Origin of the sequence: Paraburkholderia sp., assembly GCF_049581445.1 — a bacterium.
In the GTDB taxonomy this organism is placed as follows: Bacteria; Pseudomonadota; Gammaproteobacteria; order Burkholderiales; family Burkholderiaceae; genus Paraburkholderia.
The window spans coordinates 1-22,834 of the sequence record NZ_JBAURZ010000051.1; the positions used below are offsets into that span (position 1 = coordinate 1).

Genomic DNA, 22,834 nt, shown 5'->3' on the forward strand with positions numbered 1-22,834 from the left:
GCGACTTCGACGAGAAGCCGCCGAACACGACCGAATGCGTCGCGCCGATCCGCGCACAGGCCTGCATCGCGACGATGCCTTCCACCGACATCGGCATATAGATCACCACGCGGTCGCCCTTCTTCACACCGCGCGTCTTCAACGCGTTGGCGAAGCGACTCACCCGCTCCAGCAGATCCTGATAGGTGACATTGGTGACGGTGCCGTCATCGGACTCGAAGACGATCGCGACGCGTTGGCCGTGACCGGCTTCCACGTGACGGTCGATGCTGTTGTACGACGCGTTCAGCAGGCCATCCTCGAACCACGTGTAGAACGGCGCCTTCGACTCGTCGAGCACCTTGGTGAAAGGCTTTTTCCAGCTCAGCGTCTCTTTGGCAAGACGGCCCCAGAAGCCTTCGTAATCGCTTTCCGCTTCGGCGGCGAGGGCATGGTATGCGTCCATGCCGGAGATGGTCGCCGCAGCCGTCAGTTCGGCATACGGTTGGAAATGATGGGGTTCATAGAGAACGGGTTCGACGGCAGTCATTGTCTTATTCCTCTGCAAATCGTGGGCGAAAGCGCACCTCGCGACGTTTTACTGGAACGTCACCAGGCGAATTCGGGATGGGAAGATCGCGAGTCAAAGCCGGCGATGCCTTCTGGGCGGTAGGCGCTATGCCGGCGTCAGTGTCTGCACGCCGTTACAGTCAAAATTGAAGCAAAACAGGCGAGGCGAGAATGATATAGATCAATGCGTGGTGACCCACGCGTTGAAGTGCGGGTATATGCGGATGCTGGTAACAGCGATCCGGCGCAGTTTCAGGCCATTTTGGGCGTTCGACATCACAATCCCGGTCCTTGCGAATCGCCGGCACTGTCACTTCAAATTGGTCACCACAACGCGCCCCTCGAATGCCACTGCGCCCAGGGGCATTCACTTCCGAGGCCAGTTAAATCTGCGGCACCACCACAATGCGTCCGGTTCACAGCACTCGCATCCAGGCGGAAGTCGTAAAGCTGATCCATATCAAACCACCCCGCGTGGCTGGAGCCTAATCTCAAATCACTTGAAGACACGCAAGTACTCGGGCGTGGCGGCGAGCACCCGCCCCGTCCGACGAACACAATTCCCTGGGAGACTTCCGATGCGCGCATCCGATGTAATGACCTGCAACGTGATTTCCGTCACACCCGATATGACCGTGCGTGACGCCGCCAAAGTTTTTGCCGACAACCGTATAAGCGGCGCTCCTGTTCTGGATGACGACGGACGTCTCATCGGTATGATCAGCGAAGGCGATCTGCTGCGCCGGGTAGAGATCGGAACCGATACGGGCAAGCGATCATCCTGGTTCGATCTGTTCTCGGGTACCCGCGATGCGATCGACTATATAAAGACACATGCGCTGAAAGTTCGAGACGTCATGACGGCCGATGTCGTTACAGTGAGTCCAGACACACCCCTCAACGAAGTGGCGAACATTCTGGAGACCCACCGTATCAAGCGTGTGCCGGTGACGGACGCACGCCGGCTTGCCGGAATCGTCAGCCGCGCCAATCTCGTTCAGGCATTGGCCAGCATCCCCGAAGAGCCGGCTTCAGATGCTGCACTCTCTGACAGTGATATACGCGCCATGCTAATGGGTGAGCTGGCCGGCAGGAATTGGGCATTCGCCGGGCGCAACCTCGTTGTCACCGATGGCGTCGTTCATCTATGGGGTACGTTTCATTCGATCGAAGCAGTGCAGGCTGTTCGCGTCGCCGCGGAGGGAATTCCCGGCGTCAAACGGGTGGAAGACCATACTGAACCCTATCCGGTGATGCCAGGTATCTAGACAACAGCGTATGGAGATCATCCGGACCTTAGGCAGATTTTTGACCTTGCGACTACGCACCAGCGTCACAGTACTGCGCGTTACACCAGCAAGACTGCATTGCGCGCCGTCCGGCCGACTTCCATCAAATAGGCGCTTGCCATACCGCGCAGGCATATCGTTTAACAGCGGAGCCTTTCATGAACGCCTGGGGACGCACGGACGCGACCAGCATCATCCTCAAAGAGCATCAGCAACTGACAGCCGCGACCGGCGGAATGCTTCAGTTTGTTCGACGCGAAAAGAACGACGCTATGCCAGGTTTCGTCGTATTTCGATCGTTGCTCTACTACATTCGCGAATATCCGGAAAGGATTCATCATCCGAAGGAAGAGCAGTATCTGTTCACGCGTATTCGTGCACGGACCGATGAAATTGACAACGTGTTAGATGATCTGGCTCTCCAGCATGCCGAGAGCGAGGCGAAAATCGAGGATCTGGAACATGCGTTGACACGTTATGAATTGGGTGAAGACACGGCACTTCAGGATCTCCGTGTTCTGGTTGAATGCTATGCAAGCTTTTGTGCCAACCACCGTCGGATAGAAGAAGAGATAGTCTTGCCCGTTGCTCTACGTGTGCTGACTGCCGAAGACTGGACCGAAATCGATGCAGCATTTGGAGCAAATCGAGATCCATTTGAGGGCATCCCACTTGAGGAGGATCTGGACAAACTTTTTCATATGATCCTCAACATCATTCCCCAAGTAGGTCCATAAAGCGACCGGGGAAAGGTCCGACAGCTATACCGACAGCGTCTTCGACATCTTCAACTGCACCCACACCATCCCTTCTCGCAAACCGGCCAGCACCGCCTCACGCTCGTTCGGATAAACGCTACTGTGTTTGAACTCGTGCGTGAAAACGCCCTCTGGCGTTTGGTGGCTAAGCTGAATCGAGCAGTCGAAGCCGCTCGGCATCTGGTGCGTTGCCACCGACACCGACCAGTCGCTGTTAGTGTCGCAAGCGTTACCCGAAATTGTCATGAACCGCTCCTGATCATTCCGACGCGTGAAACTAGAAAACTAGGAAACTTCGATGATGACTTTCAACGCGTGCGTCTCAGCCGCGCGGCCAAAGGTGTCGTAAGCGCTGACGACATCTTCGAGTTGGAAGCGATGCGTGATCAGCCGTGCCGGATCGATCCGGCCCGCGCGAACGGTCTTGAGAAGCATCGGTGTGCTTACCGTATCGACGAGGCGTGTCGTAATCGCGATATTTCGATCCCACAGCTTTTCAAGGTGCAGATCGGCCTTCACCCCGTGCACGCCCACATTTGCGATCACGCCTCCAGGCGCAACCAGCGACTCGCACAATTCGAACGTGGCGGGTATGCCGACCGCCTCGATCGCGCAATCGACCCCGGTCTGGTCGGTGAGCTTCATCACGGTGGCCACCGGGTCAACCTGGCCGTTATCGATACACGCCGTGGCTCCGAAACGGCTCGCCATCTCAAGTCGGTTAGCGTCGTGGTCGATCATTATGATCTGCGCGGGAGAATAGAACTGCGCGGTCAATAATGCGGCCAGGCCGATCGGACCAGACCCAACAATCGCAACGGTGCTGCCCGGTTGCACCTTGCCGTTCAGGACGCCACATTCGAAGCCAGTCGGCAGGATGTCCGAGAGCATCACAAGCGCTTCTTCATCAGCGCCGGCCGGAATCGGATACAGACTCGTCTCGGCGTGGGGAATGCGCACGTATTCTGCCTGCGTGCCGTCGATCTTGTTGCCAAGGATCCAACCACCCGTGGTGCAATGGGAATACATACCGCGGCGGCAGTAGTCGCATTTGCCGCACGACGAAATGCATGAAATCAGCACTCGGTCACCCGGTTTGAAAGCCGACACCGCGGCGCCCACTGCCTGCACGATGCCCACCCCTTCATGTCCGAGAATGCGCCCCGGCTCACAAGTTGGTACGTCACCCTTAAGAATGTGCAGATCAGTACCGCAAATCGTGGTGCGCGTCATCTTGACTATTGCATCGCCGGGATCAACAAGTTTTGGCGCAGGCCGTTCGTCAAGCGATTTCTTCCCGGGACCGTGATATACGAGTGCTTTCATGATGTTCCCTCCGTTGAGTGAAACGAGCCTGCTGTACCACGAACTTTAGGCTGGCCTGCCTGGCACCAGTTGACATGTATCAACGGATACATATCAGCATCCACACAAAGGAATGAACGACCTTTGTCAATTTCCGATCACTTCAAGCGCTTACGCTGGACGAGCCCTTGTTGTTTTACGGAGCCGATCATGGTGGATTCATTGTCCCCACCGCCTCTGCGCCGGCTGCCTGCCTGTCAGCGCGAACACCGGGCACAACGGGGCTGGCACGCCATCGACCGGGCCTTGCAACGGTCCTGCACATATCGCCATCCCGCGGGTCGCATACGCCGGATCGAAACGCATATCTCGGTAATCTGGCGGGCTACGTAGGCGCAGGCGGAATCGGATGCTGGCCCGTTAGTTCTGGTCAGACAGTTGGCGAATGTGGAACCGCTCAGCCAGGATGAGATGGCCGACACCCTCTGGTTTGATACGGAGGTAGCGCCCGACGTCTTCGCCCATATTGAGTACTGGCATGCGTTGCTGGAACGGTTGAACGTGCTGCAAATGCAAGAAGTGACGACGCCTGAAGCCGCCCGACATCCCTCAGCCCATATGCATGCCACCATTGATCGCGAAGTTCGCACCTGTGACGAAACCCGCATCATTGGAACAGAGGAACCCGATCAAGGCCGCGACTTCATCTGGCTGACCCAGACGACCCACCGGAATCTGTGGCAGGATCCTAGTCTCCATCACCTCCTTCGGAACCGCCGCAGTCATTGCTGTCGCGAGGTAGCCAGGCGATACCGTGTTGACCGTCACGCCATGTTTCGCGACTTCCTGCGCGAGGGACATCGTAAAGCCATGAATGCCTGCTTTGGCCGCCGCATAGTTGGTCTGACCGAAGGCACCGCGCTCGCCGTTCACTGAACCGATATTGACGACCCGCCCAAAACCCCTCGCAATCATTCCGGCCAAGACGGGCTTGGTCATATTGAACAGCGCGTCGAGATCGGTACGCAGCACCGCGTCCCATTGGTCCTTGTTCATTTTGGCAAAAGTCGAATCGCGCGTGATACCGGCATTGTTCACGAGAATGTCGACCGAGCCGAGTTCTTTCAGCACGCGCTCGGCGCAACGCGCACACGAATCGAAGCTGGTCACGTCGGCTTCATATGCATGAAAGCGGCGGCCCGCGTCACGTTCATGCATCAGCCAGGTTGCGACGTGATCGTTACGTTCCGAATGCGACATGGCGACTACGATACCGGCGTCATGGAGGCGCCTGCTGATGGCGGATCCGAGTCCGCCCATACCGCCGGTCACGAAGGCTACACGCTTATCGGACATGCTGTTCTCCTTGAGGCGCGCGGCGTGCCACAACAGGCGCCTCTGCTGAATTCGTGAGTTCACCAAACGCCATACGACCGTCGAGTACGCGTCTGATCGCCTGTTCGCATCCCTGCATCCACTCCTGCAGCGGCATCGCGGTGGCATTCATACCCGAGCTCTTCTGCCATTCTTCAGCCCAGGAGGCTTGCCATTTGGCCAACGCATCGCCCATACCGTCGTTAGTGGCGGTTTGCTGCTTGATCGCTGCAGTCAAACCTTGTTGCCAGAGGCTCGCGCTCGCCTCCATGTAATTGCGCAATATCGTCTGGCAGCTCGCGGCAATCGTGTTCCAGTCGTCCGCGCCCGCCGCCTCCCTGGTTGCGTGCAGTGCAGCGAGATCGCGTTTGATGCGCAGCATCTCGAACTCACAGACCTGCTGGCGTGCTTCATGCCAGAAACTCAGCACACGCAATGCCAGTCCCATATTCGCTCGGGACAGGTTGAGTGGGGTGGTAGATTCCGTTGCCATCGTGGTTCTCCGGTTAGATCGGGGCGACACGCGAGCGCAGTCGCCACGATCGCGGTCTCGCTGCCGTCAATCACGAGGCAGCAGCCTGTCCAATGTATGCCGTGTCGCCAGAAGACCGTTGACGTGCATCAAGCGTCTAACCGAAGCCGCCATTCTTGAGCCAGCCTCATTTCACTTGACTGCGCTCAATCAGGCGCTAGTACCCACCATCCTTCGTTCGAGTTGCTGCTCGGCGAAGTCGAAGACCGCATCTATCGCCGCCGTCGCATCGGTATGCACACAATGCCGGACCGCGACAAACTCCCCGTTACGCATGATCAGGTCGAGTCGTGCGTCGAACGCCGGACCGTGCCTGTCCTTTCCCTGCATGTCATACCCGCGTCGCCCGGGACTGGAACCAATGAATTCGACCGCCAGATGGCAACCGGACATGGACCGGCTGAAGCGTTCCAGACGAACCAGTCGAGAGGCCGCCTCGGATTCGATTTGCGATGTTCCCGCAAAGCCGAGATAGGCGATTTGCATGCCGACTCCCATAACCCTTCTCCCTGCCTTTGAGTATTTCTCGCCGGCGCCGGCGCAACGCTACCCGCTGCGGTCGCGTCGCCAATGCGGCCAGGATCTACTGCGGGATGTCTCGATAATGGGCGCGATCGAGGTGGCGCACTTGACCTGCGTCAAGACACCACGCGGGTATCGCGCCACGCAACGGGCAAGACCCTGGTCGTTCCCCGCACCGCGCAGCGCCGCCACGAGTCCTGCTTGATCCAACTCAATTTGAACGCATCCCGCCGCGGGTATGTTGAAGCAACATGCACCACGCGCCTCAGGCGCGGTCCGACAGGCTTCGGATAGCGGCGAACATCAGGAGGAATATCAACGTGCAAAACCATGATCCCATCCACACGCCGTCCGTGCGCGTTCAGTCTGATCTCGACGGTCATGACTCAAGCCATGGCAAGTTCTACCTCGTCGGAGGTGGCATCGCTTCACTGGCAGCAGCGGCCTTTCTGATCCGCGACGGTCACGTGCGCGGCTGCGACATCGTCATTCTGGAGGCGCTCGACAACCCCGGCGGCAGCCTGGACGGTGCGGGCAGTGCGGAAAGCGGCTACGTGGTGCGCGGCGGCCGCATGCTCGAAAGCAAGTATCTCTGTACTTACGACCTGTTCTCGTCGATCCCGACACTGGACGACAGCAAAAGCGTCACGCAGGAAATCTTCGACTGGAACGAGACGATGCGAACCTCATCGAGCGCGCGGCTCGTGAGGAACGGTATCCGCGAAGATTCCCCCGCCTACGGACTCGACGACAGGCATCTGTTGACGCTGGGACGATTGTCGTTCGAACCCGAAGTCATGCTCGGCAACAGCAGGATTTCCGACCACTTCGATGCGTCTTTCTTCGAGACCAATTTCTGGCTGATGTGGTGCACGACCTTCGCGTTCCAGCCTTGGCACAGCGCAGCGGAATTCCGGCGCTACCTGCTGCGCTTCGCACACATGTCTGCGGGATTCAACCAGCTCCACGGCATCATGCGAACCGTTTATAACCAGTACGATTCGATGATCCGGCCCTTGCGCCGCTGGCTGGATCATCACGGCGTGAACTTCTGGCTGGATACCCGGGTCGCCAATCTCCTGTTCGATGAAACAGGTGCGCAGAATCGGGTGTGCGGCCTCCTCTGCCAAACTGCGCATGAACACGTCGATCTGCCGCTCGGACCCGCCGACAAGGTAATCGTCACGCTTGGCTCAATGACCGCGGCCTCCAGTCTGGGCGGTATGGACCGTCCCGCCATGCCGAATACCGTGGACGGTTCGGGCGCCTGGAATCTCTGGAAAAACATCGCCGCGGGCCGGCCGGAATTTGGCCACCCTTCCGTATTCGCTGATCACGTCGAGGCCTCAAAGTGGCTGTCGTTCACCGCAACGCTGCACGACCCGTTGCTCTTTCGGCTGATCCGTGACCTGACGGGTAATGTGCCTGGTGAAGGTGGTCTGATTACTTTTCCGGAATCGAACTGGCGCGCGTCCATCGTGTTGCCGCATCAGCCTCATTTCATTGGCCAACCTGCGGACGTACAGGTTCTGTGGGGCTACGGTTTGCGCGTCGACGAACCCGGCAATTTCGTCAACAAACCTATGGTGGCCTGCACCGGCCGCGAAATCCTGACAGAAATTCTCGGCCATTTGCAGTTCGCCGGTGCAGCTGAGCAGATCCTCGCGCGTGCCAACTGTATTCCCTGCCTGATGCCATTCATCACGAGCCAGTTTTTGCCGCGCAAACGCGGTGACCGGCCCGAGGTGGTGCCCGAGGGCTGGAAGAACCTTGCTTTCACCGGACAATTCTGCGAGTTGCCCAATGACACCGTCTTTACCGTTGAATACTCGGTACGCTCCGCACAAAAAGCGGTATATGCGTTGCTCGGCCTGAATCGCGCTGTGCCTGAAGTCTACAAGGGGCATCGCGACCCTCGCGTCGTCTTTAGGGCTTTCTCGACGTTGAGTGAGCGCTAGTCATTGTCAGCGGGCGTCGGGCCGCCTCTCATCGCAGCCGACGCTAGTGTCTTTCAGCAAGGAGACGCAGTGGACGTCGATAGATTGCCGCGCGTCAGAAGCGCGCGGATGCTGTTCGCGCGTCTGGGCGAGCATCCCCTGGCACGCGTTGGACCCGGGCTCATTACCGGCGTCGCCGACGACGATCCCAGCGGTATCGCCACCTACTCGCAGGCGGGTGCTCAGTTCGGTCTGAACATGCTATGGACGATGCCGCTTGCCTTTCCGTTGATGGCGGCCGTACAAGCCATGTGCGCGAACCTTGGCCGTGTCACCGGCCAGGGGCTAGCCGCCAACATCAAGCGTGCCTTTCCGCCGGTCGTGCTCAAGGGCGTCGTGTTCCTGCTTCTCGTCGCGAATGTGCTGAATATCGCCGCCGACGTCGCCGCGATGGGTGAAGTCGCGGAACTGGTCAGCGGCGTCGATCGCCATCTGATGACCGCCTGCTTTGTGTTCGGCACGTTGCTGCTGCAAATCTTCGTCCCGTACCATCGGTACGTGTTCTTTCTCAAATGGTTGACACTCTCGCTGCTAGCCTACGCGGCCGTGCTGTTTACGGTTCATGTACCGTGGAAGGAAGTGGCGCTGCGCACGCTTTGGCCACACCTCACGCTCAACGCCGACACTGCGGCTGTCGTTGTTGGCGTGTTCGGCACGACGATCAGCCCCTACCTCTTTTTCTGGCAGGCCTCTGAAGAAGTGGAAGACATGCATGCTCACGACGAAAGCGCTGCCCTCGTGGACGATGCAGATGCGGCGCCTCGCGAGCTTCGACGGATTCGCTGGGACACCTGGAGCGGCATGTTCTATTCCGACGTGACCGCTTTCTTCATTATTCTTGCGACTGCCGTCACGCTGCACGTAGCCGGCGTCACAGACATCAACACGGCCGCGCAGGCCGCGAGCGCCTTGCGCCCGCTCGCCGGCGAGTTCGCGTACATCCTGTTCGCAGCCGGCATTCTGGGCGTAGGACTGATCGGAGTGCCCGTGCTTGCCGGTTCTGGCGCTTATGCATTATCCGAGGCGATGGGCTGGCACGAAGGGCTCGAGCACAAGGTCCGTGATGCGCGCGGTTTTTACGCGATCATCGCCGTCAGCGTGCTGGCCGCGCTCGCCATCCAGTACTCTCCGATTAGCCCGATGAAAGCGTTGTTCTGGAGCGCGGTAATCAACGGGGTGGTGGCCGTGCCCCTGATGGTCGTCATCATGATCCTCGTGTCCAGGAAGTCTGTCATGGGCGAGTTCACGGCGAGCCGGCTGTTGCTTGTGCTCGGCTCGGTTGGCACGCTGGTCATGGGCGCCGCTGCAGTGCTGATGCTGCTTCCTGGTTAATCACACATCATTGCGGCAACAGATCGTCACGAAGCGCCGAGGAATGAGTGGAAATCCGTTTCCACCGCACGGATCTGGTCAGCGCAACTTTTGTACAGCCAGCCAGGGCTACCATCATCGCGATACATCCCACGGCACATGCCTTTGATGGTAATCGTCGAGCCGCCGCCATCGTCGGGGGATCTCCGCGCCCACACATAGACGGCGCCGAACATATGCGGCATGGCGGTTTCGATCACCGTATCGTTGGCGCGGCGGATCCGTGTCACTGAACGCCGCGCGACGTAAGTCTTCGTGAGGCTCCAGAGGCGATCGCAATCTGTCGTCCCAGTACATTCCACCGACGCCTCGGCGCGCGCCTCTTCGAGTTGGATCTCGGTTTCCCGGAACGCGGCAATGCGTTCCTGTGTTGCGCATGCCGCGAGTCCGACGATAGCGAAGCCCAGAACCAGTTTGCGGTTCATATCTGCTCATTCCCCTGACGATTCAACATACCCAATCGAGAGTCTTGGATCGGGCCATGTGGCGCTTGAGCCGGCTGACAAAAACTGCAAGCGCTGCGCGTGCATCGTGATGAGCTTCCCTGGCCGTCACCTTACATTCGGCAACGGCCAGCTTTCCCGCGATCTCGCACATCTCACGCAATGCTTCGTCAGCACCTCGTCCTCCGAAGCTGCAAAAGAACGCAACCTGAGGTAACCGGGCACGGCTTTCGATCAGGTACGAACGCGCTGGCGCCGATACCGAACCAGCCCAGACCGGCGAGCCGACAACCACAAGGTCGTAAGCTGAAACATCGAGCCCGGGCGGCACAATTTCCACCGGCCGTTTGCGGATCGCGTCGAGCAGCGCACTCAGATACCCGCCTGGCCCTTCTCGATTGCTGCAATCGCAGATCTCTTCCAGATCGGCACCCAGCATCTTTGCAAGCGACGATGCGAGCGCACGTGTCGTGCCCGTACGTGAGTAATACACAACAAGAATTTTCGCTTCGGACATTTCTCTCTCCATAACCTGTGCCGTGTGCGCAAGCTTGAGGATTCACAACGCATGCCACGAGCATAGATTTGGTTGGGCAAGTTCTTATGATCCAGGTCAACCGTCGAGTTTGACCGTGAAGTGTCCGATCGGGATCAGACAGTAATCCAGCCCCGCATTGCGACGCTCAAGCGCTGCCTCTCACCTGTCAGATTCGCGAGGGACGCCGGGTACACCACCGTTGATCTTGATCAACGCCGCGTGGCCGCCGGCTCATAGACTCAGATCACGCATTCAAGCGTCACTGACCCACTGTGGGAGCCTTGCAATGAGCTACAAGACCATCGTCGTTCACCTGGATATGAGTCGGCATGCGCATCCCCGACTCGAAGTCGCACTGCGCCTCGCAAAGCAGTTCGGCGCGCATTTGACCGGACTCTTTGCCGTGTTCAGCCCTGACCCGCGTTCGCTCTACGTGATGTCCGGGACCGCCGACTACTACGCGACACATGAAGCGTTACGCGACGAACGGCGCGGTGCGCTTGAGCGGCTTTTTCATGCGGAGTTGAAACGTGCAGAGGTGGCCGGCGAGTGGATCGCCGTCGACGATACCGCGAGCCTGGCCGTTCCGCGTCGTGCCCGTTGCGCCGATCTGGTCATCGCCGGGCAACACGATCCGCATGACCCGGAGTCGTATGTCGGGGACCATTTCCCTGAAAACCTGGTGATGTCCGCAGGACGGCCAGTATTGCTGGTGCCGTATGTACGCACCGCCGCGTCCACTGGCACGCATGTGGTGGTCGCCTGGGATGGCAGCCGCGAAGCGACCCGTGCGGTGCACGACGCGTTGCCCTTCATGCGAATGGCGGACATCACTACGGTCGTGACCGTCAACGGCGCGTTTGCCGAGCCTGGTCCACGCATTCCGGGCGCCGACATAGCGACACTCATTGCAAGGCATGGCGTCAATGTCGAGACAAAGGATATCTACGCCGGCGTAGGCGCGTCGGTCGACGGCACCCTGTTATCCGAGATCTCCGGCCTCGGAGCAGATCTGCTCGTCATGGGCGGATATGGCCACGCCCGCTGGCAGGAACTGGTCATGGGCGGCGTGACATGCTCGATTCTCGAATCGATGACCGTGGCGGTATTAATGTCGCATTGATGAACCGGCGCCTCGTCGCGTCAGCCGTTCAGGAGAGTTCACCATGTATCAAAAGATTCTGGTTCCCGTCGACGGAAGTGAAACGTCCCGACGGGCCCTCAATTCAGCCCTGCAACTTGCACACGACACCGGCGCCGAACTACAGCCACTTTTTGTGGTGGATCCACCGCTGTTCCTGTATGACACACCCTTACTTGACCCGTTCGATGCGCGCGATGCGCTCCGCGACGAAGGCGCGCATCTGGCCGAAGACGCGCTCTCGCGCATGCGCCGCGCAAGTGTAGCGGGTACACCTCGCATCGTTGAGGCCGACGTGGTGGCGGCCGACGACGTCGCCCATTGCATTCTGCGGGCGGCCAAAGACTTCAAGGCCGATGTGGTGGTGATGGGTACACACGGCCGGCAAGGTTTCCGCCGGCTCATGCTCGGCAGTGTCGCCGAAAATTTTCTACGCATTGCCGAGTGCGCTGTGCTGATGATCCCCGCGCATTGCGACAAGCCCCAAGTGAGCGTCACCCAGTGTGCATGCGAAGCCGTCAAGGAACTGTCATGACCTGTAAAACTCTCCTGGTACATCTGGACGACAGCGGCCATACCGCCGCCCGGATCGAACTCGCGCTCGAACTGGCTTGCCGGTACGACGCGCACCTGATCGGTGTATACGCGGTCTGTCAGGAACTGACGCGCCCGATCTTCCTTCATAGCAAAGGCGGATGGGTCGGCTCGCTCGAAGCGCGACGCAATGACAACCTCCAAAGCGCCCACACGCGCTTCCACGCTGCGGCCGAGCAGGCTGGCCGCAATGTGGAATGGCGAGTGGCCGCTGAACCGGTCGTCGAATCGACGGTCCTGCACGCGCGCCATGCGGACCTCCTGATTCTCGGTCAATACGACCCGGAGGACACGGCCTCCTACGTTGCCCATCATTTTGTCGAGGATGTGGTGATGAGTTCAGGCCGACCGGCAATCGTGCTGCCAAGTGCCGGCAAGGTTCGTTCATTCGCGCAAAACGTGCTGATCGCCTGGGATGGCAGCCGGGAGAGTGCCCGGGCCGTGGCCGACGCCCTGCCCGTCATCAGGCACGCAAAGTTCGTCACAGTGGTTACGGTGGATACGGATCTGGCAAATGGCGAGGAAGCCGGAATTGACGTCGCCGCCTGGCTGGAGCGACACGACATCCAGGCCAGCTTCGCGACGGCGCCCAAGGTGGCCGGCTTGTCGACTGGCGCGCTGATGTTGAACATGCTCAACGACCTGCATATCGACCTGCTGGTGATGGGCGCGTACGGCCACACACGCGCTCAGGAAATGCTGCTCGGCGGTGTTACACGGACCATGTTTCAGTCGATGACCATACCGGTGCTGATGTCCCACTGAGGTGACGTCCCAGCAATGCGGGGAATGACAGGATCTACCCGGGGAGAGCCCGTCGGGTAGTTTTGAAGCGTGCCTCTCGGCGCGCTTCCTTTTTTCCTCGAAGGTAGCCGTGGTCAGAGGTTTGACGGGATCGGGTCGAGTTCATAGGCGCGCCGGATCAGGAGGACCGGTACGTCGGCACGCCGCAGGAATGCCTCTGCCACGCTGCCCAGCAACAGCCGTCCAACCCCGTGCCGTCCATGCGTGCCCATCACCACGAGATCGGCCTCGCACTCGCTGGCGACGCGGTAGAGCACGCTGGCGATGTCGTCGCCATAGGCGTCGATGACGCGCGTCAAGCCACGTATCTTGCGCTGCTCGAAGAGCGCGCGGGCATCTTCAAGGGTGGCCTTGGCCGCTTCGATCGCCGGCGTCGAGCCCGCCTGCCCTTCGATAAGTCCTGCCGTGATATCGAGCATCTGCGCGCCATAGTTGGCGACAAACACCGCGGTCACGATCGCCTCAGCGGCTTGGGCAATTTTCAACGCTTCTTCGAGGGCGAGTTGAGCGGCCTGGCTGCCGTCGATCGCGACGAGAATCCGTTTATACATGACTTTCTCCTAAAACCGGGTCGCCCCCAAACGGGCGCGGCCAGGCAGTAAGCGACAAATGCTTCAGTCTGCTGTGCCGGATCAGAATTCGCTTGATAAAGATCAAGCGCGAGCGACTCGCCTTCCACCACTATTCGTACGTGGCCGGCATTTCATGCTATGGGTTCAGCACACCGGGACGAGCCTCGCATGTTCACAAAAAAATGAATCAAACTGACGCGGCATCGCGGATTTGACCTTCATCCAAAGAGGCGCCCATGCCCCTTGCCGGTAAATCGCACGCTTCTGCGAGACCCTCGTCGATTTCACGAGCGGCAGCACTCGCCTTAGCCCTTGCGCTCGCGCCCGATGCTGCGCGGTGCACCAGCGCTCAGCCCGCACACGAAGCGTTCCTGAGCGAGAACATGCTGCCGGCCGCATGCATCGTCATCGCCTGCCTGCTCGCCGCCCTTGTCTGGCTGATTGTCCGCGAACGTGGCGGCTTCTCCGCGACGAGGGAAGCGCGCAGCCGGTCGAGTCTGAACGAAGCACGCTTGATGGGGATCATCCGGTCTTCTATGGAAGCGATCATCACGGTGGACGAACGGCAGAACGTCGTAATCTTCAATCCGATGGCTGAACACGTTTTCGGTTGCAGTGCAGAGGAGGCCCTCGGCGCTTCGCTATCTCGCTTCATCCCGGTGCGATTTCGCGCGGAGCACGAGCGGCACGTCGGCCAGTTCGGCGTCACCGGCGTGTCCGAACGTCAAATGGGCAAGCAGCGCCTATTATTCGGCTTGCGCAGCACCGGCGAGGAGTTCCCGATCGAAGCGTCGATTTCGCAGGTTCACGACGGCAACAGCAAACTGTATACGGTCGTGATGCGCGATATTACGGAACGGGCGAAAGCGGAAAGCGCGCAGCAGCGATCGCGCGAAGAACTACGCGAGCTTTCGGCCAACTTGCAGAAAGTGCGCGAGGACGAAAAAACTCGCATCGCCCGCGAGTTACACGACGATCTGGGACAACAATTGACAGCGCTCAAAATGGACCTGTCCACCGTCGAAGAAACGCTGGGAACCACTGCTGATGTGGACGTCTTGCAGCAGATTAGAGGCATGCGCCGTCTGATCGATGCGACGGTGGCCTCGGTACGCCGCATTGCCGCCGATCTGCGTCCGGTCATGCTCGACGATCTCGGTCTGATTCCGGCGATCGAATGGCTCGCCAATGACTTCACGAACCGCTACGGCATCGACGTGGAACGCCGCATTGGGGTCGGCGACTCCACCTTCACGCCGGCTGGCGCGACCACGCTATTTCGTATAGTGCAGGAAGCGCTAACCAACGTGGCCCGGCACGCGGACGCCACGCACGTAACGCTTACCGTGTGCATCGAAGCCGCTTCGTGCCTCGTTCAGGTTGCAGACAATGGCCGCGGCGCGAACTGCTCTGCCGCGACAGGCGAAAAGTCGTTTGGCTTGCTCGGTATTCGCGAACGCGCGCACATGCTGGCTGGTATCGTTGATATCCATACCGCCAACGGCAAAGGATTTACCCTAACGGTGACGTTTCCCGTTACGGCAGTCCGACAGCAGGAGATACAACTATGATACGAGTGCTGATAGCCGACGACCACACGCTAATACGTGACGGTTTGCGACATATCCTGCAGAAAGCAAGCGGCTTTGAAGTGGTGGGCGAAGCCAACGACGGGCCCAGCACCATCGCCCTCGTCCGCTCGTGTCCAGCCGAAGCACTGGTTCTCGATCTGTCGATGCCGGGACGCAACGGCGTCGAATTGATCAAGCAGATCAAGGAAGAAATCCCGGCGCTACGCATCCTTGTACTCACCATGCACGCCGAGCAGCAGTATGCGGTGCGCGCCTTCAAGGCCGGCGCGTCAGGTTACCTTACCAAGGAAGGCGCAAGTGCGGAACTGGTCGCCGCGGTCAGCAAGGTTGCCTCTGGCGGAGTCTACGTGAGCCTCACCATGGCCGAGCAATTCGCGCAGAACCTGAATGAACCCGTCGATACGCTCCCCCATCAGCGCCTGTCAGATCGGGAATTTGATGTATTCCGCCGCATTGCCGCGGGTCAAACCCTCACTGAGATCGCCACTGAGTTGTGTGTCAGCAGCAAGACCGTGAGCACCTACAAGACGCGCATTCTCGAAAAAATGCAGATGCCGCACGAAGCAGCACTGGTGCGTTATGCGCTGCGACATAATCTGCTCGACGACGACGAAGCAATCTGACCGCGGCGCGGCTCCAGCCGTATCACGCGGGCTTCAATCTTCTCATTAATTCGCGCTTTGCTCGCGGCCGAGCGGCTTTCGATGTTCCGCACGTAGGAAATCCCCTACACGCCTTCTCACTCGCCTACCCGAAGTTCGTTCGCCGCCGATTTCATTTTGAGATGGTGCGGCCGATACTTCGATCCATGAATTGCAGCCCCTGATTGCGCACCCTGCGACTGCCATCGTCGAGAGCGCGATTCCAGTATGGAGCTGCTGGATAGCCTCCCAAGATGCAAATCGCCGGCGATCACGATCACGCTGACGGATCATTCCGGTGCATGGCTCTGACAGGCGAGTCTCGTGTCCGGCGCACTAGACTTTTATGACAAGACGAGCACATCCGATCTTGCCTGCAACGCGATCAAGTGAATTGCTCACGAGCGTTGCGTAAGTGACCTCTATTGCATAGGAGCCCACCATGTCTGACGTCGCTGAATATCCAGAAACCATGCCGATCGAGCGCACACCGCTGCCGGTTTCACGAGATCCCGTGGCTACTACAGCGGCCAGGCCACGCCCGGGCGCTCAATGCTCGACCTGCGCAATGCAGTCGTTATGCATGCCGCAGGGCTTAACGACGGCCGAAATGGAACGGATCGAAGCGCTGATCTGTCCGTCACGCACGATCAAGAATGGAGAGTCGCTGTACCGCGCAGGCGACTCGTTTCAGAGCATCTACGCATTGCGCGCCGGCTCGTTCAAGACCGTCGTCATGCATCGCGACGGCCGCGAACAGGTAACCGGCTTTTACCTCGCTGGCGATGTACTTGGCCTCGACGGCGTGTGTTCGGGAAAGCATAACTGTGATGCCCTCGCTATCGAAGACAGCAAGGTCTGCATCATCCCTTTTCATCTACTCGAAGCCATGTGCCGCGAGGTGAAACCGCTGCAACAGCACGTGCATCGGCTGCTGGGAGGTGAGATCGTCCGCGAGGCACGGCTCATGATGCTGCTTGGCACGATGTCCGCGGACCAGCGTGTTGCGGCATTCCTGCTTAATCTGTCGGGTAGACTCAAGACACGCGGCTACTCACCCGCGGAATTTCATCTGCGTATGACGCGCGAGGAGATCGGCAGCTACCTCGGAATGAAGCTCGAGACCGTCAGCCGAATGTTTTCCAAATTCCAGAAGGACGGTCTTGTCGATACGCACGGCAAGCAGATCAGGATTCTCGATATCGAAGGCCTCGCGCGCGTTTAGACGTTCAGGCTTGCGCGCGCGGCAGCCGAGATCGCATCGGCCTATACGATCCCGTTTCTGACTTCAGCATTTTGTCTGGCAGGTTCCCTCGGAAGTGGTGTATTAAGGCGGCGCAACTAGCCGCCTCTTTTTTTTGCCACCGCAATCTGTGATCTCGCCCGCACTATCGGATCGACAATACCGCCGCGCCTTCAAACTTGCCCGCGCGCAGATCGCTGAGAGCCTGATTCGCGTCGGTTAATGCATAGGTCGTCGTTGCGATATTGAGCCGCGTTTCAGCGGCCAGGCGCATGAATGCGTTGCCATCCTCACGAGTGAGATTCGCGACTGAAACCACTCGCCGCTCACCCCAGAGAAACTCGTACGGAAACGTGGGGATGTCGCTCATGTGAATGCCGCCGCAAACGACAATCCCGCCTTTAGCCACCACCTTTAGCGCAAGTGGCACCAGCGCGCCGACTGGCGCGAACAGCAGCGCGGCATCCAGTTCGTCCGGCGGCGTCTCATCACTGCCGCCGGCCCAGGTGGCGCCCAAACGCAGAGCAAATTGCTGTCCGGCAGTATCGCCCGGGCGCGTAAAGGCGTAAACGGAGCGTCCCTCGTGACGCGCGATCTGCGCGACAATATGCGCGGCCCCGCCGAAGCCGTAGATGCCGATTTGCTGCGCCTTGCCTGCCATCCGTAGCGTGCGGAACCCAATCAGGCCGGCACACAAAAGGGGCGCCGCCTCAATGTCCGAATACTGCGCGGGCAGGTGAAAACAGTATCGGCTATCGGCGACCGTGCGCTCGGCGTAGCCGCCGTCGAGCGTATAGCCGGTAAAACCAGGATCGTCACACAGATTTTCGCGACTGCTCAGGCAGTAGCGGCATAGTCCGCAGGTATGTCCGAGCCACGGCACACCGACGCGATCCCCAACGGCAAAGCCCGCGACGCCCGAGCCAATCGCTGCGACCGTCCCGACGATTTCGTGCCCCGGAATCACTGGCTGCTTCGGATGCGGCAGTTCGGCGTCGATCAGATGAAGATCGGTCCGGCACACGCCGCATGCGTGGACGTCGATCAACAATTGTCCGGTGGCGACCTGCGGGTCGGGCACCTGCGTATCGCGCAACTTTCCGATCCCGTCGAATATCATCGCGCGCATTTCACTCTCCTTTTGCGAGGCCCTCGGGCGAACCAGATCTCGCGCTTCCTATGAATGAACTATGGCCATTAATAGCATCCGTTTGCAACCAGACTAGGCGCGCTTCTCTAAGCGTCAATATTGTCCCAACACCAATGCTTGACTCAAGTCAATTCAAGTGGGTGTTGAGATCTCGCGCCATGCGCTCGACGCCTTGTGTCCATGCGATAGCCACTTGATGTGAGTCAATCGAGACAGCGCGCCCGATCCTACACTGAAATCAGAATCTGTCGCGGAGTGTATTTTGTGAATGCCCGGTCCCTGCACTATCTCGCTGCGAGTGCGTTCGCGCTGTTGCTGGCGGCAACCAGCACTGCCTTGGCGCAATCCGAACCAACTGCGCTCGTCGATCAACAGCATTGCATGTTCTGCCATACCCGTGACGCGCCGTTTCTCGCGCCGTCGTTCCAGCAGATCGCGGTGCGATATCGCGGCGTGCCGAACGCCCAAGGAATGCTCGAACAAAAACTGCGCGTCGGCGGTCAGCCCCATTGGGGCGATATGGCCATGCCATTGCCGCCGGATCGGGGCGGCTCAATCACGCCGGAAGACGCCCACACGCTGATTCAGTGGGTTCTAAGTCAGTGAAATGACAGTCTTGCTCGCTACCTTACGCGCGGCATCTACGGAGAATCTCATGCGCCTCACTATCCATCTCGACACCTTTGACCGTGTCAACCCAATGGCATTTGTGATCTTGTGGCTAGACAAGGAAACGCGTCGGTGGTCGCGCGAAGGCCATATGGGACTGGAACTGCCGGAATGGGGCACCTTGCACGTTGACTGCGGGAACGTGCTGGTATGCGGGCCGCACGATTCGACGCCCTATTGCGTCATCGAACAGCTCGATCTGAACTCACCGGACGGTCCATTCGAAGGCGAAACCGGGCGTGTCCAATGGTGCGCCGATGAGGGCAGAACGCTAATGACAGGTCATTGGCACGTGCAATGTGTCGATCATGAGGACGCAGAGCCAGAACACAGCATCTTCGCTGGTGACGAGAATCCTTGAGCATTATCGAGAGCATCTACTGCAACGAGGTATGACGATGGGACTTCCTACCGATTTTCACGGTGCACGCCGCGCGTACGAACTCTGCTTTGTGCGCGCGCCATGGGCCTATTTCACGCGTTTGCCGCTCGACCAGCAATGGGGCGACGGCTGGGAACGTGCCCCGTACGAAAAACATGCCGGCACTCCTTACGAGGACTCGCCTGGACAAATCCTGACCATAGCGTTCGACGGTCCGCTGTACACGCCCGGTCTTGCATGCGACGGCAAAATCCTAAGTGTCAACGCGATCAATCGCGGAGAAGCTCCATGGCTGCGGACACAGGGATTCTTGAGCAATGCGCCGATACGCATCATGGGCGGGGCGACGCTCGAATCTTTCGTCGAGCAGGTCGAACTCGCAGGTGGTCATGTGTTTGCGCCACTCGACTGGGGAGCGTTACGGCTTGAACCGACCGGCAATACCGTTGTACCGGAGATGGCCGCCGCATCCATTTCAGCAAGCGGCGAGATCAAGGCTTGATGATTGTGGGCGAATGGATTGGAAGCGGCGGCTGACCACGAACTCGCTCAAATACCTTCTATATCAAGCTTTACTAACGACCAACCAGCGTTCCGATGCACCGGGAGCTAAGCGTCGTCCCCGGCCTTTGGTGCCAGCAGGATCACGAAAGTGGCTACGCCGCTGATCAACGCCATTGCGCCATAGTGCACAAAGGTCGGACTGTCGAACAGCAATCCGCGGATGCCTGCCCCCATCCCCACCAATGCCGTGAAAACGGCCACAAGTGAAACGATGATTCTGGGTTCTGCCCGAAACATGACCTCTCCCTCGGCTCCATTTACGCAATTCTCTAGCGACTTGACCTTCGCGCGCCGCCACCAACTGAATATATGATCGCTCCGCCTAATGTACGGTGATTGATTTGCATCAAACGGTAGCTGTTGTCCACGGCTCGCTAACCGTTGCCAAACCCGAGTACCCACGCACCCATGGCTTCTTCATCAAAATGGACACTTCTGCGTTTGATCCTGATCAACGCCCGCATTCGGCTGTAAGGTAAGCGTCATTTCGAGGCCGCATCGACAGGGTAGTCGCGTGAGTCCAAAGTGATGTCCATCACTTCGAGTAGTGGGGACCACTTTGATGACAGAGATCGACAGTGCCGGGAGCCGCAAGGGGCGGCCGAATTACGCGCCTGAATTCCGGCGTGAAGTTGCGATAGCGGCGTGTGAGCCCGGCATCTCCGTGGCGAAGCTCGCGCAGTCGCACAGTCTGAATCCGAACATGGTGTTCAAGTGGCGCAGGCAGTACCGGGCCGGTCTACTGGACAACAAGACGGTGAGCGAGACGGCAGTGTTCGTTCCCGTGACGATATCGCCGGACGATCCGATGGCGGTTTCGTCGCTACCGGTACCGACAGCGCAATTGCCAATGCGGGCACTGGAAGCCGCAACTTCAGGTATCGAGATTGAACTCAATGGCGCCCGCGTGCGAGTGAGCGGGAAGGTAGACCCGGCCCAGTTGCGACTGGTACTGCATTGCCTGAGGCCGGCATGATTGCGCTACCGGCCGCCACCCGCATCTGGCTCGCGGCAGGCATCACCGACATGCGCCGTGGCATGGATGGTCTGGCTGCGCTGGCACAGGTGGCGCTTGAGCAAGGCCCGTTCTCGGGCCACGTGTTCGCCTTCCGTGGTCGCCGGGGCGATCTGGTCAAGCTGCTGTGGTGGAGTGGCGATGGAATGAACCTGTACGTCAAGCGCCTGGAGCGAGGCCGTTTTATCTGGCCGCAGGCCGACGCGGGATGCATCCATCTGTCGGCGGCACAACTGTCGATGCTGCTCGAAGGTATCGACTGGCGACGGCCCGAACGGACGTGGAAACCCACATGCGCCGCGTAAATTTGCCCCCACTTCTGCGCGTGCCTGGTAAACTCTCAGGCATGCCAGTCAGCCGACTCCCCGACGACATCGACACGCTCAAGCGCATGCTTGTCTCGCGCGAAGAAACCATTGCGCGCCTGCTCGCCGAGATCTCGCGTCTGAAGCGCTGGCAGTACGGGCGCTCGTCGGAACGCATGGCAGAACTGACGGGACAACTGCAGCTCGCACTCAGTGACGGGGCACTGCAGCAACCGGATGCCGTGCCGGCTCCGGCGCCAGAACCGGCGCCGGATGAACCCGTCGACACGACAGCGCCGGTGGTTCCACTGCGCCGCCGCTCGCGCGAATTCCCGGCGCACCTGCCACGTGAGGTGGTGGAGCACGGGCCACAGGGCTGCGACTGCCCTGAGTGCGGTGGCCGGCTGCGCAAGCTGGGTGAAGACGCATCCGAGATGCTGGACTACGTGCCGGGGTACTTCCGGGTGATCCGCCACGTGCGTCCCCGGTTGAGCTGCAGCCGTTGTGCGAAGGTCGTCCAGGAAGCGGCGCCGTCGCGCCCGATCGCACGTGGCATGGCCGGTGCGGGTCTGCTGGCACAGGTGATGGTGGCCAAGTACGCTGACCATATGCCGTTGTACCGGCAGGCAGGAATCTATCGCCGTGCCGGCATTGAACTCGATCGTGCCACGCTGGCCTCGTGGGTTCGCGAGTGCGCTGCACTGCTGCAGCCGCTGGCCGATGCCGTTGGCCGGTATGTGCGTGAGGCGCAGAAAATCCATACGGATGACACGCCCGTCCCGGTGCTGGAACCCGGACGCGGCAAGACACGTACGGCACGCTTGTGGACGTATGTACGCGATGACCGGCCGGCGGGCAGCCGGGCACCCCCGGCAGTCTGGTACCAGTACTCGCCCGACCGCAAGGGAGAGCGACCCCGTACGCATCTGCAGGGCTGGTCGGGCATCCTGCAGGCAGACGCCTTTAGTGGCTACGATGCGGTGTACCGTGATGGCACGATCATCGAGGCAGCATGCTGGGCGCATGTGCGGCGCAAGTTCTACGACCTGTACGAACTGGAGCGTTCGCCGGTGGCACAGGAAGCACTCAGCCGTATCGCGGCCCTGTATGCCATCGAGCGCGAGGTGCGCGGCCGCAAGCCGGAGCTCCGGCCGTCGGTGCGCATGGCGCGGGCACTACCGCTCGCAGACACACTGAAGGACTGGCTGGAACATACGCTCGCGCAGGTCTCGGCTAAGTCGGGCCTGGGCAAGGCGATCCGGTATGCGCTGGGGAACTGGCCTGCTCTGGTGCGCTACTGTGAAGACGGGCGCATCGAGATAGATAACAACACTGCGGAGCGATCGATCAGGCCGCTGGCAATGGGGCGTTCATTGTGCACCTCCTTCTGAGACCTCGATAAACATTGGGATTTGTCCTTCCCCATCATTGCGACACGGACGATGTTTGCGCGATAAGGCCGCTGTAACCGCATCGCTGCGCAG

The 22,834-nt window shown here is 59.7% G+C and carries 26 protein-coding genes and 1 pseudogene; 16 read left to right on the forward strand and 11 right to left on the reverse strand.

The features are described from left to right. A partial coding sequence (locus tag WCA85_RS03460) for an acetyl-coenzyme A synthetase N-terminal domain-containing protein (RefSeq protein ID WP_424061779.1) occupies positions 1-529 on the reverse strand: 529 nt, incomplete at its 3' end. Positions 530-1,127: 598 nt separating this feature from the next. On the opposite strand from WCA85_RS03460, the gene WCA85_RS03465 reads away from it, so the two are divergent. Continuing rightward, positions 1,128-1,817 (forward strand): CBS domain-containing protein, encoded by a 690-nt coding sequence (locus WCA85_RS03465; RefSeq protein WP_424061780.1) that lies wholly within the window; start codon positions 1,128-1,130, stop codon positions 1,815-1,817. A 179-nt stretch (positions 1,818-1,996) separates the two neighbouring features. Next, positions 1,997-2,575, forward strand: coding sequence for a hemerythrin domain-containing protein (locus tag WCA85_RS03470; RefSeq protein WP_424061781.1), 579 nt, complete (start codon positions 1,997-1,999; stop codon positions 2,573-2,575). Positions 2,576-2,599: 24 nt separating this feature from the next. Here the strand turns inward: WCA85_RS03470 and WCA85_RS03475 are convergent, their stop codons facing one another. From WCA85_RS03475 to WCA85_RS03495, 5 genes are all read right to left on the reverse strand, one after another. Continuing rightward, complete coding sequence (locus WCA85_RS03475) at positions 2,600-2,842, reverse strand: UDP-glucose 4-epimerase (RefSeq protein ID WP_424061782.1); 243 nt, start codon at positions 2,840-2,842, stop codon at positions 2,600-2,602. A gap of 39 nt (positions 2,843-2,881) precedes the next feature. Further along, entirely contained in the window at positions 2,882-3,922 is a 1,041-nt protein-coding gene (locus WCA85_RS03480) for a zinc-dependent alcohol dehydrogenase family protein (RefSeq protein WP_424061783.1), read from the reverse strand. A gap of 588 nt (positions 3,923-4,510) precedes the next feature. Continuing rightward, the gene (gene phbB, locus WCA85_RS03485) at positions 4,511-5,257 is read right to left on the reverse strand and encodes an acetoacetyl-CoA reductase (RefSeq protein ID WP_424061784.1); all 747 of its coding nucleotides are present in this window, start codon (positions 5,255-5,257) and stop codon (positions 4,511-4,513) included. After that, a complete protein-coding gene (locus WCA85_RS03490) occupies positions 5,247-5,768 on the reverse strand; it encodes a hypothetical protein (protein WP_424061785.1) in 522 nt (173 codons plus the stop codon). Before WCA85_RS03490 ends, phbB begins: the two co-directional genes overlap by 11 nt. A gap of 189 nt (positions 5,769-5,957) precedes the next feature. After that, positions 5,958-6,293 carry an HPF/RaiA family ribosome-associated protein gene (locus WCA85_RS03495; protein WP_424061786.1) on the reverse strand — a complete coding sequence of 112 codons (336 nt, stop codon included), beginning with the start codon at positions 6,291-6,293 and terminating at the stop codon, positions 5,958-5,960. 389 nt (positions 6,294-6,682) lie between these two features. Here WCA85_RS03495 and WCA85_RS03500 point away from each other — a divergent pair, with 389 nt between their 5' ends. Further along, a complete protein-coding gene (locus tag WCA85_RS03500; protein WP_424061803.1) occupies positions 6,683-8,287 on the forward strand; it encodes an oleate hydratase in 1,605 nt (534 codons plus the stop codon). Between the two features lie 108 nt (positions 8,288-8,395). Further along, positions 8,396-9,658: an NRAMP family divalent metal transporter gene (locus WCA85_RS03505; RefSeq protein ID WP_424061804.1), complete on the forward strand. Its 1,263-nt coding sequence runs from the start codon at positions 8,396-8,398 to the stop codon at positions 9,656-9,658. A 26-nt stretch (positions 9,659-9,684) separates the two neighbouring features. Here the strand turns inward: WCA85_RS03505 and WCA85_RS03510 are convergent, their stop codons facing one another. Both WCA85_RS03510 and WCA85_RS03515 read right to left on the reverse strand, forming a co-directional pair. Beyond that, positions 9,685-10,122 carry a hypothetical protein gene (locus WCA85_RS03510; RefSeq protein ID WP_424061787.1) on the reverse strand — a complete coding sequence of 146 codons (438 nt, stop codon included), beginning with the start codon at positions 10,120-10,122 and terminating at the stop codon, positions 9,685-9,687. A gap of 22 nt (positions 10,123-10,144) precedes the next feature. Then, on the reverse strand, positions 10,145-10,657 hold the full coding sequence (locus tag WCA85_RS03515; RefSeq protein WP_424061788.1) for a flavodoxin family protein: 513 nt from the start codon (positions 10,655-10,657) through the stop codon (positions 10,145-10,147). A 307-nt stretch (positions 10,658-10,964) separates the two neighbouring features. Here WCA85_RS03515 and WCA85_RS03520 point away from each other — a divergent pair, with 307 nt between their 5' ends. The 3 genes from WCA85_RS03520 to WCA85_RS03530 are packed head-to-tail and all read left to right on the forward strand — an operon-like array spanning position 10,965 to position 13,178. After that, on the forward strand, positions 10,965-11,801 hold the full coding sequence (locus tag WCA85_RS03520) for a universal stress protein (RefSeq protein WP_424061789.1): 837 nt from the start codon (positions 10,965-10,967) through the stop codon (positions 11,799-11,801). Positions 11,802-11,844: 43 nt separating this feature from the next. Further along, entirely contained in the window at positions 11,845-12,354 is a 510-nt protein-coding gene (locus WCA85_RS03525; RefSeq protein ID WP_424061790.1) for a universal stress protein, read from the forward strand. Beyond that, positions 12,351-13,178, forward strand: coding sequence for a universal stress protein (locus WCA85_RS03530; RefSeq protein WP_424061791.1), 828 nt, complete (start codon positions 12,351-12,353; stop codon positions 13,176-13,178). The genes WCA85_RS03525 and WCA85_RS03530 overlap by 4 nt, the downstream gene beginning before the upstream one ends. 113 nt (positions 13,179-13,291) lie before the next feature. On the opposite strand, the gene WCA85_RS03535 is transcribed toward WCA85_RS03530, so the two are convergent. Further along, positions 13,292-13,768: a universal stress protein gene (locus tag WCA85_RS03535; RefSeq protein WP_424061792.1), complete on the reverse strand. Its 477-nt coding sequence runs from the start codon at positions 13,766-13,768 to the stop codon at positions 13,292-13,294. Between the two features lie 281 nt (positions 13,769-14,049). On the opposite strand from WCA85_RS03535, the pseudogene WCA85_RS03540 reads away from it, so the two are divergent. The 3 genes and pseudogenes from WCA85_RS03540 to fnr form a co-directional block, all read left to right on the forward strand. Beyond that, positions 14,050-15,360 (forward strand): annotated as a pseudogene (locus tag WCA85_RS03540) (PAS domain-containing sensor histidine kinase); the annotation flags it as partial. Then, complete coding sequence (locus tag WCA85_RS03545; RefSeq protein ID WP_424061793.1) at positions 15,357-16,004, forward strand: response regulator; 648 nt, start codon at positions 15,357-15,359, stop codon at positions 16,002-16,004. The pseudogene WCA85_RS03540 and the gene WCA85_RS03545, both read left to right, overlap by 4 nt. Positions 16,005-16,464: 460 nt before the next feature. Next, the gene (fnr, locus tag WCA85_RS03550; RefSeq protein WP_424061794.1) at positions 16,465-17,247 is read left to right on the forward strand and encodes a fumarate/nitrate reduction transcriptional regulator Fnr; all 783 of its coding nucleotides are present in this window, start codon (positions 16,465-16,467) and stop codon (positions 17,245-17,247) included. Positions 17,248-17,410: 163 nt separating this feature from the next. Here fnr and WCA85_RS03555 read toward each other — a convergent pair whose 3' ends face one another. Continuing rightward, complete coding sequence (locus tag WCA85_RS03555; RefSeq protein ID WP_424061795.1) at positions 17,411-18,394, reverse strand: zinc-dependent alcohol dehydrogenase family protein; 984 nt, start codon at positions 18,392-18,394, stop codon at positions 17,411-17,413. Between the two features lie 285 nt (positions 18,395-18,679). Here WCA85_RS03555 and WCA85_RS03560 point away from each other — a divergent pair, with 285 nt between their 5' ends. Genes WCA85_RS03560 through WCA85_RS03570 form a run of 3 tightly spaced genes read left to right on the forward strand, consistent with a single transcriptional unit; the run spans position 18,680 to position 19,968 of the window. After that, entirely contained in the window at positions 18,680-19,021 is a 342-nt protein-coding gene (locus WCA85_RS03560) for a c-type cytochrome (RefSeq protein ID WP_424061796.1), read from the forward strand. 49 nt (positions 19,022-19,070) lie between these two features. Beyond that, on the forward strand, positions 19,071-19,445 hold the full coding sequence (locus WCA85_RS03565) for a DUF3564 domain-containing protein (RefSeq protein ID WP_424061797.1): 375 nt from the start codon (positions 19,071-19,073) through the stop codon (positions 19,443-19,445). A gap of 37 nt (positions 19,446-19,482) precedes the next feature. After that, a complete protein-coding gene (locus WCA85_RS03570; protein WP_424061798.1) occupies positions 19,483-19,968 on the forward strand; it encodes a hypothetical protein in 486 nt (161 codons plus the stop codon). Between the two features lie 107 nt (positions 19,969-20,075). Here WCA85_RS03570 and WCA85_RS03575 read toward each other — a convergent pair whose 3' ends face one another. Next, complete coding sequence (locus WCA85_RS03575; protein ID WP_424061799.1) at positions 20,076-20,267, reverse strand: DUF2964 family protein; 192 nt, start codon at positions 20,265-20,267, stop codon at positions 20,076-20,078. 325 nt (positions 20,268-20,592) lie between these two features. On the opposite strand from WCA85_RS03575, the gene tnpA reads away from it, so the two are divergent. The 3 genes from tnpA to tnpC are packed head-to-tail and all read left to right on the forward strand — an operon-like array spanning position 20,593 to position 22,741. Further along, complete coding sequence (tnpA, locus tag WCA85_RS03580) at positions 20,593-21,006, forward strand: IS66-like element accessory protein TnpA (RefSeq protein WP_424061800.1); 414 nt, start codon at positions 20,593-20,595, stop codon at positions 21,004-21,006. Further along, positions 21,003-21,350 carry an IS66 family insertion sequence element accessory protein TnpB gene (gene tnpB / locus WCA85_RS03585; protein ID WP_424061801.1) on the forward strand — a complete coding sequence of 116 codons (348 nt, stop codon included), beginning with the start codon at positions 21,003-21,005 and terminating at the stop codon, positions 21,348-21,350. Before tnpA ends, tnpB begins: the two co-directional genes overlap by 4 nt. 41 nt (positions 21,351-21,391) lie before the next feature. Beyond that, complete coding sequence (gene tnpC / locus WCA85_RS03590) at positions 21,392-22,741, forward strand: IS66 family transposase (RefSeq protein ID WP_424061802.1); 1,350 nt, start codon at positions 21,392-21,394, stop codon at positions 22,739-22,741. Positions 22,742-22,834: the final 93 nt, after the last annotated feature.